Origin of the sequence: Acidovorax sp. Root70 (assembly GCF_001428225.1) — a bacterium.
GTDB lineage: Bacteria > Pseudomonadota > Gammaproteobacteria > Burkholderiales > Burkholderiaceae_C > Acidovorax.
Window position 1 is genome coordinate 196,521 of the sequence record NZ_LMHQ01000027.1, and the last position, 15,005, is coordinate 211,525.

The 15,005-nt window shown below is 61.2% G+C and carries 15 protein-coding genes; 7 read left to right on the plus strand and 8 right to left on the minus strand.

Annotated elements, in window-relative coordinates:
- Positions 1-68: 68 nt before the first annotated feature.
- Positions 69-683 carry a glutathione S-transferase N-terminal domain-containing protein gene (locus tag ASD94_RS14130; RefSeq protein ID WP_056643959.1) on the minus strand — a complete coding sequence of 205 codons (615 nt, stop codon included), beginning with the start codon at positions 681-683 and terminating at the stop codon, positions 69-71.
- A 131-nt stretch (positions 684-814) separates the two neighbouring features.
- Between ASD94_RS14130 and purB the strand changes: the two genes are divergently transcribed.
- From purB to ASD94_RS14145, 3 genes are all read left to right on the plus strand, one after another.
- On the plus strand, positions 815-2,194 hold the full coding sequence (purB, locus tag ASD94_RS14135; protein WP_056643961.1) for an adenylosuccinate lyase: 1,380 nt from the start codon (positions 815-817) through the stop codon (positions 2,192-2,194).
- Between the two features lie 49 nt (positions 2,195-2,243).
- Entirely contained in the window at positions 2,244-3,272 is a 1,029-nt protein-coding gene (locus ASD94_RS14140) for an acyltransferase (RefSeq protein ID WP_056644157.1), read from the plus strand.
- A gap of 74 nt (positions 3,273-3,346) precedes the next feature.
- A complete protein-coding gene (locus tag ASD94_RS14145; protein ID WP_056643963.1) occupies positions 3,347-3,907 on the plus strand; it encodes a YaeQ family protein in 561 nt (186 codons plus the stop codon).
- A gap of 83 nt (positions 3,908-3,990) precedes the next feature.
- Here ASD94_RS14145 and ASD94_RS14150 read toward each other — a convergent pair whose 3' ends face one another.
- On the minus strand, positions 3,991-4,296 hold the full coding sequence (locus ASD94_RS14150; RefSeq protein ID WP_056644159.1) for a hypothetical protein: 306 nt from the start codon (positions 4,294-4,296) through the stop codon (positions 3,991-3,993).
- Between the two features lie 47 nt (positions 4,297-4,343).
- Positions 4,344-4,790 carry a DUF3717 domain-containing protein gene (locus tag ASD94_RS14155; RefSeq protein ID WP_056644161.1) on the minus strand — a complete coding sequence of 149 codons (447 nt, stop codon included), beginning with the start codon at positions 4,788-4,790 and terminating at the stop codon, positions 4,344-4,346.
- Between the two features lie 525 nt (positions 4,791-5,315).
- On the opposite strand from ASD94_RS14155, the gene ASD94_RS14160 reads away from it, so the two are divergent.
- The 3 genes from ASD94_RS14160 to ASD94_RS14170 all read left to right on the plus strand — a co-directional run bounded on the left by ASD94_RS14160 (position 5,316) and on the right by ASD94_RS14170 (position 7,044).
- Positions 5,316-6,071, plus strand: a complete 756-nt coding sequence (locus ASD94_RS14160; RefSeq protein WP_056643965.1) for a TerC family protein — start codon at positions 5,316-5,318, stop codon at positions 6,069-6,071.
- 87 nt (positions 6,072-6,158) lie between these two features.
- Positions 6,159-6,617 (plus strand): hypothetical protein, encoded by a 459-nt coding sequence (locus ASD94_RS14165; protein ID WP_056643966.1) that lies wholly within the window; start codon positions 6,159-6,161, stop codon positions 6,615-6,617.
- 73 nt (positions 6,618-6,690) lie between these two features.
- Positions 6,691-7,044: a phage holin family protein gene (locus ASD94_RS14170; RefSeq protein ID WP_056643968.1), complete on the plus strand. Its 354-nt coding sequence runs from the start codon at positions 6,691-6,693 to the stop codon at positions 7,042-7,044.
- Here the strand turns inward: ASD94_RS14170 and ASD94_RS14175 are convergent.
- Entirely contained in the window at positions 7,012-8,472 is a 1,461-nt protein-coding gene (locus ASD94_RS14175) for a M48 family metalloprotease (RefSeq protein WP_235510672.1), read from the minus strand. The two genes, ASD94_RS14170 and ASD94_RS14175, sit on opposite strands and share 33 nt — an antisense overlap.
- Positions 8,473-8,668: 196 nt before the next feature.
- Here ASD94_RS14175 and moaC point away from each other — a divergent pair, with 196 nt between their 5' ends.
- Positions 8,669-9,157, plus strand: a complete 489-nt coding sequence (gene moaC / locus ASD94_RS14180) for a cyclic pyranopterin monophosphate synthase MoaC (protein ID WP_056644165.1) — start codon at positions 8,669-8,671, stop codon at positions 9,155-9,157.
- A 98-nt stretch (positions 9,158-9,255) separates the two neighbouring features.
- On the opposite strand, the gene ASD94_RS14185 is transcribed toward moaC, so the two are convergent.
- From ASD94_RS14185 to ASD94_RS14200, 4 genes are all read right to left on the minus strand, one after another.
- Positions 9,256-10,965 carry a PglL family O-oligosaccharyltransferase gene (locus tag ASD94_RS14185; protein WP_082576882.1) on the minus strand — a complete coding sequence of 570 codons (1,710 nt, stop codon included), beginning with the start codon at positions 10,963-10,965 and terminating at the stop codon, positions 9,256-9,258.
- 82 nt (positions 10,966-11,047) lie between these two features.
- Entirely contained in the window at positions 11,048-11,542 is a 495-nt protein-coding gene (locus tag ASD94_RS14190) for a pilin (protein WP_056643972.1), read from the minus strand.
- A 323-nt stretch (positions 11,543-11,865) separates the two neighbouring features.
- A complete protein-coding gene (locus ASD94_RS14195) occupies positions 11,866-12,654 on the minus strand; it encodes an MBL fold metallo-hydrolase (RefSeq protein ID WP_056643974.1) in 789 nt (262 codons plus the stop codon).
- A gap of 10 nt (positions 12,655-12,664) precedes the next feature.
- The gene (locus ASD94_RS14200; protein WP_056643976.1) at positions 12,665-14,929 is read right to left on the minus strand and encodes a CHASE2 domain-containing protein; all 2,265 of its coding nucleotides are present in this window, start codon (positions 14,927-14,929) and stop codon (positions 12,665-12,667) included.
- Positions 14,930-15,005 lie beyond the last annotated feature (76 nt).

The window sequence follows — 15,005 nt, forward strand, 5'->3', positions numbered from 1 at the left end:
GCACAAAGACCTACCGCACTCTGCGGCAGGACGGGCTGGCCGGAGCCTTTCAGCGGCCGCAGGACAGGTCAGGCAGGCTTGGTGTCCGCGAAGCTGGGGCGCTGCATCAGCTTGTCGAGCAGCTTGCCCAGGTTGGGGTATTCGTTGCGCCAGGCGATCTCGGGAAAGCGGAACTCCAGCCAGCCCAACGCACAGCCCACCGCAATGTCGGACAGGCTCAGGTGGATACCGCTGCAATAGGGCTTGTCGCCCAGGCCCTGGCTCATGGACTTGAGGCCATCGTTCACCTTGAGCAACTGGCGGTCGATCCAGGCCTGGCTGCGTTCGCTGTCCTTGCGGTGAACCCAGGTGGCTTCCAGGCGGGCCAGGATGCCGGCGTCCATCACGCCGTCGGCCAAGGCCTCCCAAGTCTTGACTTCCGCGCGCTCGCGGCCCTGGGTGGGGATGAGCTTGCCCACGGGCGACAGGGTGTCGAGGTATTCCACGATGACGCGCGAATCAAACACGGCCTCGCCGCCTTCCATCACCAGGCAGGGCACCTTGCCCAAGGGGTTGGATGCGGAGATGTGGGTGTCGTCTGCCCAGACGTTTTCTTGCACGAACTGGTAGTCGAGCTTTTTCTCAGCCATCACGATACGTACCTTGCGCACGTAGGGGCTGGTGGTGGCTCCGATCAATTTCATGGTGTGTCTTCCAGTGCGCGGGGATGCTGAACAATTCGGGTTTGATTCTATCGACAGCGACCCGGCGTGAGGCTGACTGATGCGCCGCCCCCACAAACCCCGCCAACCCACCCCGCCTACAATGGCGCGCCATGAGCCTGTCCACCATCACCGCCCTGTCGCCGCTTGACGGCCGTTACGCCCCCAAACTTGCCGCCCTGCGCCCGATCATGAGCGAGCATGGCTACATGCACCGCCGCGTGCAGGTGGAAGTGGCCTGGTTCATTGCGCTGTCGGATGCGGGTTTTGTCGAATTCAAGCCCCTTACCACCGGAGCGCGCGCTTACTTGCTGGGCCTGGTCAAGAACTTCTCCGAAGCCGACGCTGCCGCCATCAAGGAGATCGAGAAGACCACCAACCACGACGTGAAGGCGGTCGAATACTGGATCAAGAGCAAGTTCGAAGCCCGCCCGGAGCTGGAAAAGGCCTCCGAGTTCGTGCACTTTGCCTGCACCAGCGAAGACATCAACAACACCAGCCACGCCCTTCAGCTGCGCTCCGGCCGCGACCAGGTCATCCTGCCGGGCCTGGACCGCATCATGCTCAAGCTGCGCGAAATGGCCCACGCGTTTGCCGACGTGCCCATGCTCAGCCGCACGCACGGCCAGACGGCCAGCCCCACCACCGTGGGCAAGGAAATGGCCAACGTCCTGATGCGCCTGCAAACGGCCTGCGAGAAGATCGCCGCCGTCAAGATCATGGGCAAGATGAACGGCGCCGTGGGCAACTACAACGCCCACTTGTCCGCTTGGCCCGACTTTGACTGGGAAGCCTTCAGCAAGAAGGTCATCGAAACACCCGAGCCGCTGGGCCTGGGCCTGACCTTCCAGCCCTACTCGATCCAGATTGAGCCGCACGACTACATGGCCGAGCTGTTCGACGCCGTGGCCCGTGCCAACACCATCCTGATCGACCTCTCGCGCGACATCTGGGGTTATGTGAGCCTGGGCTACTTCAAGCAACGCCTCAAGGCGGGCGAAATTGGCTCGTCCACCATGCCGCACAAGGTCAACCCCATCGACTTCGAGAACGCCGAAGGCAACTTGGGACTGGCCAACGCACTGCTCAAACACCTGTCCGAAAAGCTACCCATCAGCCGCTGGCAGCGCGACCTGACCGACAGCACAGTGCTGCGCAACATGGGCGTGGCCCTGGGCTACGCCACACTGGCCTACGCATCGCTGCTGACTGGTTTGAACAAACTCGAAATCAACGAAGAAGCCCTGGCCGAAGACCTGGACGCCTCGTGGGAAGTGCTGGCCGAGCCCATCCAGACCGTGATGCGCCGTTTTGGCGTTCAGGGCGCTTACGAAAAGCTCAAGGAAGTGACCCGCGGCAAGACCGTGACGGCAGAAGCGCTGCACGGCCTGATCCAGTCGCTGGAGATTCCCCAGGCTGAAAAGGATCGCTTGCTGGCCATGACGCCCGGCAGCTATGTGGGCAAGGCGGCCGAGCTGGCACGCCGGGTTTGACCGCGTTGTGCAGCCCGTAGGCTCGAACGCTTCGCAGTCCCTGGAGCAAATGCGGTCCTATCGGGCGCAGCATCGCATCAACAACTTCGACGCTCTGCGAATGATGGCTGCGCTGCTGGTCATTTGGAGCCACCAGTTTGCGCTCATGGGACTAACCACTCCACTATTTTTCGGCAACGAGCCTGGCGCCGTGGGCGTGGTGATGTTCTTCGCGATCAGCGGATATTTGGTCAGCCAGTCGTGGATGAGTGATCCCGATGTACGGCGCTTCGCACTGCGCCGTGCTCTGCGAATCTGGCCTGGCCTGGCGGTGGCAGTACTCCTCGCAGTGCTAGTGCTAGGCCCATTGCTCACAGAGTTGCCGCTGGCCGCCTATTTCCGCCACCCGGAAACACGCCAGCACCTGGGTAATCTAGTTCTCAACACCTACACCAGCTTACCGGGTGTTTTTACAAGCAATCCTCATCCCTCCTCTGTCAACGGGCCGCTGTGGACCATTCCTCTGGAGGTGGGCTGCTATGTGGGACTCGCCGTTCTGGGAGCCGTGGGCGTGCTGCGCTGGCGGTGGGCATCTGTGGGCGGTTTCTTGTTGCTTACAACCTGGCTGCAGTGGCGTTACCGTGGGCCAGAGTTTCCCCAGTGGTCATTTGCGCTGCAATACGCCATCATTTTTTCACTGGGCGCGACGTTTGCGCAATGGCAACGCTTTTGGAGACCCAGCCCCTGGGCCACGGCTTTGATTTTCCTAGCGGCTTGCGGCATGCTGCTGCAGTGGGGGCCGCCGATTCTGAGCGGACAGGCGCCGTTGTGGGCGTTGGGCGGGCTCGCTGTCATCTGGGGCAGCTGCCGTACGCCCGGCTTCGCGAGCGCTGGGCGCTTTGGCGATTTTTCCTACGGGCTCTATATTTACGGTTTCCCCGTGCAACAGCTAGTTATCTGGAGCTTCGCCAATCAGCTCAGCTTCCCTGCCGCTTTCGCGCTGAGTGTTCTAGGGGCGCTCGCACTGGCCGTTGTATCGTGGCACTGGGTCGAAAAACCGGCCCTCCGGTGGAAGCCACGCATGCCCACTGTGTCCTAGCCCCTTCGCGGAACAGCTGCGAACCGAGACCCGTGATGCGGGCTTATTGCTTTGCGCAAACATATCCCCCTCTTATGGCCATCAAATCCACCATCTTCAAAGCGAACCTTCAGATCGCAGACATCGACCACGGCTACTACGCCGACCACTCCCTTACCCTGGCCCGTCACCCCAGCGAGACGGACGAGCGGATGATGGTGCGGCTGGCGGCGCTGGCCATTCAGGCGCACCAGCTCAACGACCTGTGCAATGGCGACGCCACGCTGGCGTTCGGCGCTGGCCTGTCTGACCCCGATGACCCGGACGCGTCGCTGACCGACTTCACCGGGCGCAAACGGGTGTGGATCGAAGTAGGACAGCCGGAAGATAAGCCGCTGACCAAGGCCTGCAGCAAGGCTGATTCGGTGATCGTGTACTGCTTCAACCACGCGGCCGAGATCTGGTGGAAGGGCATAGAAACCAAGCTCTCGCGGCTGGACAAGCTGCAGGTCTGGCGCATCCCGACAGAAGCCTCGCAGGCGCTGGCGCAACTGGCCGAGCGCAGCATGCAGCTACAGGCAACTGTGCAGGAAGGGGCCATCACCCTGAGCAGCACGCAGGGCAGCGTGCATGTGGAGCCTGTGCGCTGGAAGTGACGCATTTCTCGGCAAAATGCTTGGTAGCGCTAGTGCAATATGCCTCATTAGCTATTAAATAGATAGCAAACAATCGAGTCCCGTCAGTCGCGCGGCATGAGGGCTCCGCAGTGCCAGCACTGCTCGAAACCACCTTCCACCAATTCACCGCAGCGGCAGGCCCAGCGACGCTGGGGCAAGTCCTGCAACGCCTGCAGCAGGGTCTGCGCGCGCGTGGCATGTTCATCGTGGTCCAGCCAGATTTCAGGCAGGCACTGGTCGGGCGGCAAGTGCCCGGCGGCAGCGCCCAGGTACTGGCGCTGCACGGAAGCCGTCATGCCTGCCTCGCACAGGAGGTCCACCCATAGGGTGGCAATCGCGATGTTCGGGGCTTGGGTCAGGCGCAGCATGGCAGCACCATAGCGGTTTGCCGCGCCTGCGTACATCCCACCGCTGCTTAACCCAGCGTACCGTTGGCCACCCCCGGTATCGTCACACCTTCTGCCGCTCGCTCGGCGTACCGGTTGAAACGCCAGGCCGAATGCTCCAGCGTGATGCGGCGCCACACCATCCGCTTTTCTGCAGGGGTAAACGAAGGCCAGAACTGCACCTCATCGAACGTGCGACCACAGCCCTTGCACAGGTCGTCGCCCTGGCTGGTGGAGCAAATTGCGATGCAAGGGGTGTCGGGCGTCGTGTCGTACCAGGCCTGCCACGCGGCCATCGCGGCCGGGGTCAGGCTGCTATCGTCGATCTCGGTCGCACGCCCATAGACCATCAGCGCATAGACCTCACCCAGGGCCTGGACCTCGGGCGCGAGGCTTAGCCCATCGGGCGATGCGGGCGCACGGTGGCGCCAGTGGTTGATGGCGGCTTCGATGTCGGTAATGTGGATGGCAGCCATGAAAACGAGCGAGGGACGCGAAAGCGCGATGGCACTGGAAGGGGGCTGGATCATAGCGGCCCGCCGCGATGGATGCTGGCCGTGGTGTTATCCGATGCGCTCCCCAGGCTGAATCTCCTGCTCAGCGCACGCACTTTTGGATGTACGCAGTAACCACAACGCCCCGGCCCTTGCGCTGCCTCGCCAGGAATGTTCCAATCGCTATCTCGAAGGGGAGTAGCTCCCGCCTTGCCAGCCGGCCCGCCATCGCTCGGGCTGGACCAGCGCAAGGCATCGGATTTGTCGTCAATACGAAGCCTTGCTTCCGGCAATCCGGGTTCACACACAAGCAGCCTGTGTGGAACTGAGCAAGACCTTTGATGGGCCCACCGTGGGCTGATCAAGGACATCCCTTCGCTTGTCATTCCTCCCCGCTCAGGGGCAAGCCTTCCTTGACCAGGTCACCGTGAACCCCCTATCCCTGCGAGGGGCTCGGCGCTACAGTGGCGCCAGGATCCTCGTTTCGCCACTGACATTGAGGAATTTATGGACTTTCTGGCTTCGCCCGAATTCTGGCTCGCACTAGGCCAGATCATCATCATCGACATCTTGCTGGGTGGCGACAACGCGGTGGTCATTGCGCTGGCCTGCCGCAAACTGCCTCCGGCGCAGCGCACCAAAGGGATCATCTGGGGCACTGCAGGTGCCATCGTGCTGCGCGTGGTCCTGATCGCCTTTGCGATGACCTTGCTGGCGCTGCCTTTCCTCAAGTTCGTGGGCGCACTGCTGCTGGTATGGATCGGCGTGAAGCTGCTGGCACCCGATGAAGAGGGCCATGGCGACGTGCAAGGCAGTGACAAACTGCTGGCCGCCATCAAGACCATCATCGTGGCCGATCTGGTCATGAGCGTGGACAACGTGATCGCCATCGCAGGCGCTGCGCAAAACGCGGGCGACCACTCTTTCCTGCTGGTCGTGCTGGGCCTGCTGATTTCTATCCCGATCATCGTCTGGGGCAGTCAGCTGGTCATCAAGCTCATGGAACGCTTTCCCTTCATCATCACGCTCGGTGGCATGCTGCTGGGCTGGATCGCTGGCGGCATGCTGGTCACCGATCCCGCCCTGGCCAACCCGGACAAGTGGCAATGGATGCTCAAGATGCCCCTGGACGGCGCGAGTGGTGAGGTGACCGATGTGGTCAAGTACGGGGCCAGCGTGGCGGGCGCACTGCTCGTCCTGTTGGCGGGCAAAATCATTCTGGCCCGGCGTGCCAGTGCTGGCTCGGCACCGGCCGGACACTGACCGATTCACACGAATTGCATTGCATCTGAGGCAGCGCAGGGAGGCCATACCGCTCCCCTGTGGCGTGCCACACACCTGGAGGTGGGTATGGACAGAGTCATCGTGTATGTGGACGACGCGGCGTACGCGCAGCAGGTGTTGGAGCCCCTCTGCGGACGACCGGCCAGCGCAGACACCCATTGGGTACTGGTTGCCTGCGCGCCGCGCATGACGCACCGCGTCAGCAAGTGGGTGAGCCACAGCACACGCGAGAACTGGCGCACCAAGTGGGCGGACAAGCTGTTCGCCCAGATTGTGCCCACCTTGCATGCGCCCTCGGGCGCGGTGACCACCGTGATCGCGAAGGGTCCGTTGGCCGAGCTGACTGCGCAGATTCAGGCCGATGGGGGCGGCATGGTGGCCGCGCCCGTACTGGATGCCCGTCGGCCCAAGTCTGAGCCCGTGCAGCCTGCTGGCCGCGCCGACGGACGCTGGTCGTCGCTTTCGGGCACGCTGGGCAGCGTGCTCACCGGCTTTGGCATGCTGTGGGTGCTTGCGCTCGAATGAGTGCAGGAGCGGCCTGGTCACGCTAGCCGCATTCACTGACCGCCCACCCGCGGGCCAGTGCTATTCTCCGGCCATGCGACTCCTTCTGAAATGGCTGCTCAGCGCTGCATCGCTGCTGTTCGTGGCTTATATCTACAGCGGTGTGGAGGTGAAGAGCTTCACCTCGGCGCTGATCGCGGCCTTCGTGATCGGCCTGTTCAATGTGGTGCTGCGGCCCGTGCTGGTCGTGCTCACCCTGCCCGTCACCATCGTCACGATGGGGCTGTTTCTCTTCGTCATCAACGCGCTCATGTTCTGGGCGGCGGCCAGCGTGCTGGACGGCTTCCATGTCGCAGGCTTCGGGGCCGCGCTGCTGGGCTCGCTGATCTACTCGGTATTGGGGCTCGTGATCGAATCAGCGCTCGGCGGCCTGTTCACGAAGAAGTGATTCCATCGCGCGCAAGCGCGTGTCGATGATCGACGCCTCAATGTGGTCCACGGTTGCTCCGCCGCGCCGGGCCATGTCCTGGCCCGCCTTGAACCGGTCCACGGCAGCAGCATAGTCATAACGTGCTGCATGCGCCTCCGCCTCCGCGCGGACTGCCCTTAAGGCCTGCCCCTGCGCCTGCCAGGTGGACGCCAGCAGTTGCCATACGGTGGCATCCTTGGGGTGGGTAGCCACCCAGGTCTGCAATGCCTGCGTGGCCTCACCCGGCCGATTGGCTCGCAAAAGCGCCTGCGTGCGCAACACCAGTTCGGGCCGGCGAGTGCTGCTGTCATCCGCAACGGATGCCAAAGCCGTAGCGGCATCACCCGCCGACAGTTCAATCTCCGCCATCAACAAGCGCGCCAGCCGGTGGGCAGCAGGGTCTGGCCGCACCAGATCATCCAGTTGGCGGGCCACCGTGCGCGCACCCACCGTGTCACGCAGCTGGCTGCTGGCCAGCGCCGCTGCATACAGCGCCGCGGCACGGCGTGGCAAGGTCAGTGCCTGAAAACCCGAGCCACGCGGTTCGGCGATCCATTGGCGCAAGGTATCCACCCCCGGGTTGGACAATACGCGCGCCCGTGCTGCCACCATGGCATGTTCGCTGGAAGGCTGCGGAGCGGGCCCAGGTGCAGTCGCCGTGCCTGGAGGGATGCGCGACTGCATGTCTGCCATGCGCTCCGTGGTCAATGGGTGGCTGCGCAAGTAGGGCCACGACCCGTTGTCGTTCAACCGGTTGGCCTGCTGCAGCTTTTCAAACATGCTCACAAAGCCTTGGGGCGCAAAGCCCGCAGGGGCCATGAGCCCATAGCCTATGCGGTCCGCTTCGCGCTCCATATCCCGGGAGAAATTGAGCTGGTTCTGCATGGCCAGCGCCTGCCCCCCCACCACCAATGCCTGCGTGGCACCCGGGTTCTTGCTGGCGGCGAGGGCGCCGAGCACCATCGCCCCCAACAGCAAAGGCGTCTGCTTGCTCTGCTGCGTGATCAGGCGCGAGATGTGGCGCTGGGTCACATGGCTCAACTCATGGGCCAGCACGGAGGCCAGCTCGTCGCGTGTGGCCACCACACCAATCAGCCCCAGATGCACACCCAGATACCCTCCAGGCAAGGCAAAAGCGTTCACCGTGCGGTCGCGGCCCAGCAGAATCTCCCACGCAAAGCGCTCATCCAACTCGGCACTCAGCTCCCCCCGAGCTTTGGCGGCTGCCAGAAGCGGCTGCCAGATCCCCTGCACATAGTCAGCCACGACCGGGTCATCCACATAGTCCGGGTCGCGGTACAGCTCGCGGATGATGCGATCGCCCAGGCGGCGCTCGGCGCTGGTAGTGAGGTCGCTGGTGTCGCCGAGGGTGGGGAGGGTGGGCTGGGCAGCAGCCGGCAACGCAATAGCAATGCCAGTCGCTATCAATAGCGCAGCTATGCAAGCAATTCTGCTATGCGTTTGGAAAGTATTCTGCTCGACATGCTGATGCAGAACGGCATCATTGGTCGAAGGCTTTGCGGGGGGGCATTTGCGGATCCACATGCACGTATGATGCCCTGCCACCCAAATGTTTCCCACCTATTCACCTGGTTACGACCCCATGTCCGCACTCACCCATTTTGATGCCCAGGGCCAAGCCCACATGGTTGACGTGGCCGCCAAAGCGGCTACACATCGCATCGCAATCGCCAGCGGCCGCATCGAAATGTTGCCCGCCACACTGGCACTCATCGAAGCTGGCAACGCCAAAAAGGGTGACGTGCTCGGCATTGCCCGGATCGCCGGCATCATGGCCGCCAAGAAAACCAGCGACCTGATCCCGCTGTGCCACCCACTGGCATTGACCCGAGTTGCTATTGAATTCGAAGCATCCAGTGTTCAAAAATTAGGCACTACAGGCATATTTTGTACCGCAACTGTGGAAACCGTCGGTCCCACTGGTGTGGAGATGGAAGCGCTTACCGCCGTGCAGGTCGCGCTGCTTACCATTTACGACATGTGCAAAGCTGTGGATCGGGGCATGTCCATCCATGATGTGCACGTTGTGGAAAAACAGGGCGGAAAGTCGGGGCGCTACCGGGCAAGGTAGCTTTGTGAGCCTTTTTTTAGAGTCGAGCGAAACGGCCAGAAAATTTGCGCTTTCCGCTTTGAAGGCAGATCGTTTGATCCGCTCCCAGACATAACGGATCACTCAGGCCAGGCCACTTCCGCCATGGGGGGGAAAACAGCTGACTGTTCGTCCCACTGTCTGCGGATGTCTCGCACCTCCCGTTCTCCCAAGCGGTTCATTCGCGTCAGCACAACAATCCAATACTCAGCTTGTCGGGGCTGTCCTGCAAATGCATACATAGCCGCCAGCTTGTAGTTGGCCATTATGCTGGGCAGTAACTTCATGGTCTTGAGGGCTCGCTCCAGATCCTTTTCCGCGTATGTTTTTGAAGGATCAATTCTCGCCAGCCAAATCATGTCCTGCAATTGGGTCAGTGCCACCACGTCAGGGGCAACCCGTTCCCCCGCTTTGTCGAGCTTCTGATGCTCAAAGCGCAGCGTGAAAAAGTCGCGTTCGATACGGGCATAGTCGTATACAGTGATCGACAGTCCAACACCCCCCAGTACCAACGCGACAACAGTCGGCCAGAGGCGGGTACTCAACACGGGCTTGAATTTCAACGCTACGTTCAACGCTCCCAGCATGAGGCCGAACGGCAGCAGGAAGTACGCGTAGTGCAGCGGAAATTCAAGCATGGCATGCACGCCCAAAGCCACCACAAATAACAACATCCACAGCTGCTCCACCTTGGCAACACGCCTCAGCGCACTGACCATCCACACACCCAGCAACAAACACACCGCCAGACCTAAGGGAAGGCCGAGCTCGACCACTAGGTCCATGAACAGGTTATGAGCATGCCGGAGCGTTCCACCGGTCACCATGGCGTACGGATCAGAGGGGAACTGAGCGAAACTCGTTTGCATCCATCCGTATCCAGACCAGGGGTGCTGCAACAATGCATCCGACAATTTGGCCCAGAACTCAAGGCGCAGCTTGAAAGATGAAGTCCCTCGCAACGGCTGTAGCTCTGTGGCTCGCCCCAGCCACACATTGACGAAAGGGAGGGCCACCACAAAAAGGGCAAACACTACCGTCCAGCCAAGTGCGCCCGCCATCAACCGGCGTGATATCGCCAAGCGTTTTCGCAACATGATCAGCGCGGCTAGCGAAAAAATCACAACCGCCCAGCTCGTGCGTGACTCGGTCAGCGCGAGGCCAATGGCTAACAGTACCGCCCAGCCCCATGCAGCCAAACCTGGCAGACGCCGTTGCTCGTGCAGCCAAGCGCAGGCCAGAACACCCAGGCACAAAAGGCTTGCCAGTTGATTCGGTTGGCCAAGATTGCCATGGAAGCGCGCCGGGGGCGCGGGGATGAAAAGCCAGAATGCTGATCCCGGATCGATGCTCCACCATTGCTGGAACTGGATCAACAATGATCCGGACGCGCCGATCAGTACCGCTATGAACAAAAAGTCCGCGCATTGACCGGGCTTCCAACGTTCCCAGGCAGCCCCCACCAACAGTACCAACATGAGCCCAGCCAAGAACAAGCTGCTGATAAACGCGACGCCCAACGTCTCGATAAGGCCTGATGCATATTGCAGCCAAACGACCCCAACACAAGCTAGACCCAGCAAGGGCAGCACGTGCCACTCCTGCAACGCCATTTTTCGGCTGCGCCAGAACACCACAACGGCCAGCACCCACAACACACAGGCTGCCCACGCATCGGAATAAAAATCAACCCAAGGCACGTGGTGATTAGGTAACAGCCAGCACAGCGCATAGGCCAAACTGGCAAGAACGGCCCAGCCTGTTGCTTTGGATGTTGAGTCAGTGGTCATGCGAAGTGACGGCAGTCTAGAAAAGCAAAAAAGGGAGCCAAAGCCCCCTTCCTATAAATCGCGAACACAGTTCGCGACAAAATTAGCGGCAAGAGCCTGGTGCGTACTTGGTGGTGTTGCCGGTTGCTTTGCACACCCATTCGTACACTTGGGTACCCTGGCCACCAGTAGTAGCCGTGCCCAACGCGTAAGCGCCGAGGGCGCTGTCTTTGTAGGGCGTCAGGGTGATGGAGCCCGGAGTAGCGGTAAGGTCAACGCCCAGATTGGTCTGGTGTGGCACCACTACGATAGTGCCGGTGTTTTCGTTGGCCGTGATGGAAGCCACCATCTTGGTGGGGTTGGTCGCGTCGCAGCCAAAGGCATTGGTGCCCGACAAAGTAGCGGTCGGATTCATGCTCTGGATGGTTTCGCTGATGGTGGTGCGGCACTGCGAAGCGGCCAGCACCACTTCAGACATACGCGCCTTGATGGTGTAGTCCTTGTACGCAGGCAGAGCCACGGCAGCCAAGATACCGATGATCGCGACCACGATCATCAATTCGATCAGGGTGAAACCCTTTTGGATAGAACGCTTCATGAAGAACTCCTAGAAAAAGTTGCAAATGCGCTGTGGTTATGCAATTGCTGTGCCCGCCTGTTGAAACAGACGACGATTGCATCAAGCCCACAAGAAGCCCTGCAGGTAGTAAAGACAAAACCGCCTGCCAGCACACTGCAAGCTTTCAGAAGTTCGGCGTTTTTTAGCAAAGCTCTCAAAGAGGCGCCGCATCCAGCATGAGCCGACGAATCCACCCGACACGGCCCCCGATCTACATTCACGTTTGCTCGGCAACCGACCTCAATTCATTCTCGAAATTACATTTTTGTCGCCCAGTATTGTCACGCCCATGGGCACTTTCGCTAGACCTCCATCGTCTGCCCGGCACTCAGCCACCGAATGTCATGCGGACTGTGGTGGGTACGGGCCGTGCTGTCGAACTGTCGAATCTCATCCATGATGAGCGAAGTCTCCGATGGCTTGGTGTGCGTGATGTAGATGGGATAGCGATCTGCGGCGGGGATATGCGCCAATTCCTGCGCAAGGGTCTCGGGCGAGAGGTGCAGGCTGCGGCGAGCGAGGTCGCGCTCGCGGTTGCTGAAGGCTGTTTCGATCACCAGGCAAGCCACCGGCATTGCGTTGACACGGTTCCAGAATGAAGGGTTGCGCTCGGTATCGCCGCTGAACACCCACCAACCAGTGTCGCCTTGGACCGCAAACCCTACGGCGGCGACAGTGTGGTGAGCGGGTAGCACTTCAATCTGCGTGCCTGCGATGCTCAACACCTCGCCGGGCACAAAGGTCCGGTATTGCAGGAAGGGGGATGCCGCAGAAGGTATGGTGCTGAAATCTGGCCAGATGACGTTGTTGAAGACATGGTCCTGAAGCGCCCCGATGGTGTCGGCAAGGGCATGCACTTGTACGGGACGACGGCGCTGGGACGACACCGCGTCCAGCATCAGGGGCAAAGCGGCGATATGGTCCAGGTGGGAATGGGTCAGCAGTACATGGTCGATCTTGCCCATTTCATCCAGCGTGAGGTCACCTACCCCGGTGCCAGCATCGAGCAAGATGCTGTCGCCGATCAAGAACGATGTCGTGCGACAGTCTTTGGCGATGGCGCCGGAGCATCCCAGCACGCGAACCTTCATGTGAAGCCTTCTACTTGGTGTCGAAATTGGTGGCACTGTCCCAGTTGGGGTCAAAAGCCTGCCCACGCAGCGACTCAACCCGGGCGGCATACAACCCGTACAGCATGCATTGAGGCTTGCGCTCTTGCAATTGCACCATCAGTCTGTCGCATTGTGCCCATTCCTGCGCTGCATAGGCACGCAGAAAACCCTCCCACACCGCCAATTCTTCGGCAAGGTCGCTCGACAGCTCTCCCTGGAGTGCAAGCGGCTGGTAAATCGGTACGGCCTGCGCCTTGCCCTTGACGCGCACGCGGTCCATAGCCTGCCATACGAACTGAGGAGCGAGCTGCATGGCAGACTCGCTCACCACGATCGAGGTACCGTAGTGCTTGGAAAGCCCTTCCAGGCGGGAGCCGAGGTTGACCGCATCGCCAATGACCGTGTAGCTACGCCGAATGTCCGAGCCCATGTCGCCCACGCACATGACGCCAGTATTGAGTCCAATGCCTACGCCAATCTCAGGCAGCCCGCGCTGGCGGTGGTCGGCATTGATTTGCCCAATCGCCTGCGACATTTCCAGGGCCGCAGTTACCGCCAGTTGCGCGTGGTCAGGGGTGGCCACGGGCGCACCCCAAAAGGCCATGACGCAGTCGCCCATGTATTTGTCAATCGTGCCTCGGTGGCTACGGATGATGTGGGTGAGTTTGCTGAATACCTCATTCAACAACCCCTGCAACTGCAAGGGCTCCATGCGTTCAGACATGGCGGTGAAGCCCCGCATGTCGCAGAACATCACCGTCAGCTCCCGGTTGGTGGCCTGCATGCTGTAGTGCTCGGGCTGCTTGACCATCTCCGCCACCAGCTCAGGGGGCACGTAGGCACTGAACAGTGCGGCCAACTCACGCTTGGAGCGGCTCTCCACAAAATAGCCGTATGCCATGTTGAGTGCAAAGGCCAGCATCGACATCACCACCGCTGTCGCCAACGGTAGTGCCAGCCCCTGAGCGATGTACATCCACAGATTAAGCCCCACCAGCGCGCACACCACCCCCCCACTGAGCAAGACCGCAGACGATGCGGACAAGAGGGGTAATGCCACAGCCAGCAGCACACCCGCGCACAACAGCTGCAGCACATCAAACCCTGCGGCGTAGTCGGGGCGGACAATGCTCTTTCCATCCAAGAATGCCGATAGCACGTTGGCGTGGGTTTCCACTCCGGGGTACGTTCTGCCAACAGGGGTCACGCGCAAATCCAGCAAGCCAGGGGCCGTAGAGCCGACCAGCACCAATTGGTCCTTGAGCTGGCCAGACGGCAGCAGGCCATCCAGAACGTCAGACGCCGAGATGTACCGGAAGGAACCCCCTTTGGCGTCGCCCGGGCCCCGGTAGGGGATGAGTGTGGCCAGCTGCTGGTCTACGGGCAGCACCAGCGTACGTCCGTCCTGCCGTAGCACGATGCTCTGGAGCAGGTCGTGCGTTCCAGAGGGCGTGAGGCTGACAAAGCCTGGATGGATCTCCGGCAGGCCAATGGCGGTACGGAACATGGCCAGCGCCAGCGATTCGTAATACTGCCCCTGGTACTCGCCCAACAAAGGCAAGGATCGAACGACCCCATCTTCGTCCGTGATCGAATTGAAGAACCCCGCCGCGGGGGCCGCGCGGGTAAGTGCCTCGATGTTGCTGCTATACCCACGCCAGGTGGTAGCCCCCAGAGGCAAGCCCCGCAAGCGCTCCAGCGGAAGCGCGGGGTCTGGCAACATGCCCTTGGTAATGCCGTCGCGGTCTTCGCCAGACAGGTAGTAACCCAACACCACCGGCTGCCCTTGCAGAGCCTGCGCAAAAAGCGCGTCATAGTCCAGCGATGGTGCCAGGCGCTCCAGTTGCTCCTTGAAGGCTGGCTGGCTGCGCAAAGGGCCCCGCGCCAGTTGCTGAAGCGTAGAAAGCCCCGAGCTTTCATCGGCCTCGGCAAACAGCACGTCAAACCCCACCACCGACACCTGCTGGCGCTCAAACAGTTCGCGCACCAGCGTGGCCATCTTGTCCCTGCGCCAGGGCCATTGGCCCACACGCCCCAGGCTCTTTTCATCGATATCGACAATGACAATCCGCTCGTCCAGCGTGCGCGGCATGGTCACCCGCAAGCGGGTGTCGTAGATGATGTGGTCCAGCCGCTCCAACACCTGCAGGTGGAGTAAGTCTGCCACGTGCAGCAGCGCAAACACCAGCGGTATCAGCGTGACCGCAATGCGCCGCCAGCGCCGGCGAAACAGATGCAACAGGGACTGCAGCATGTGTCCGCGCGCGAGAAAATGGGTTCCGGTCAGGCCAACAATGGCTCGCAGCGACGGCGTAGGCCCTTTGCCAGAT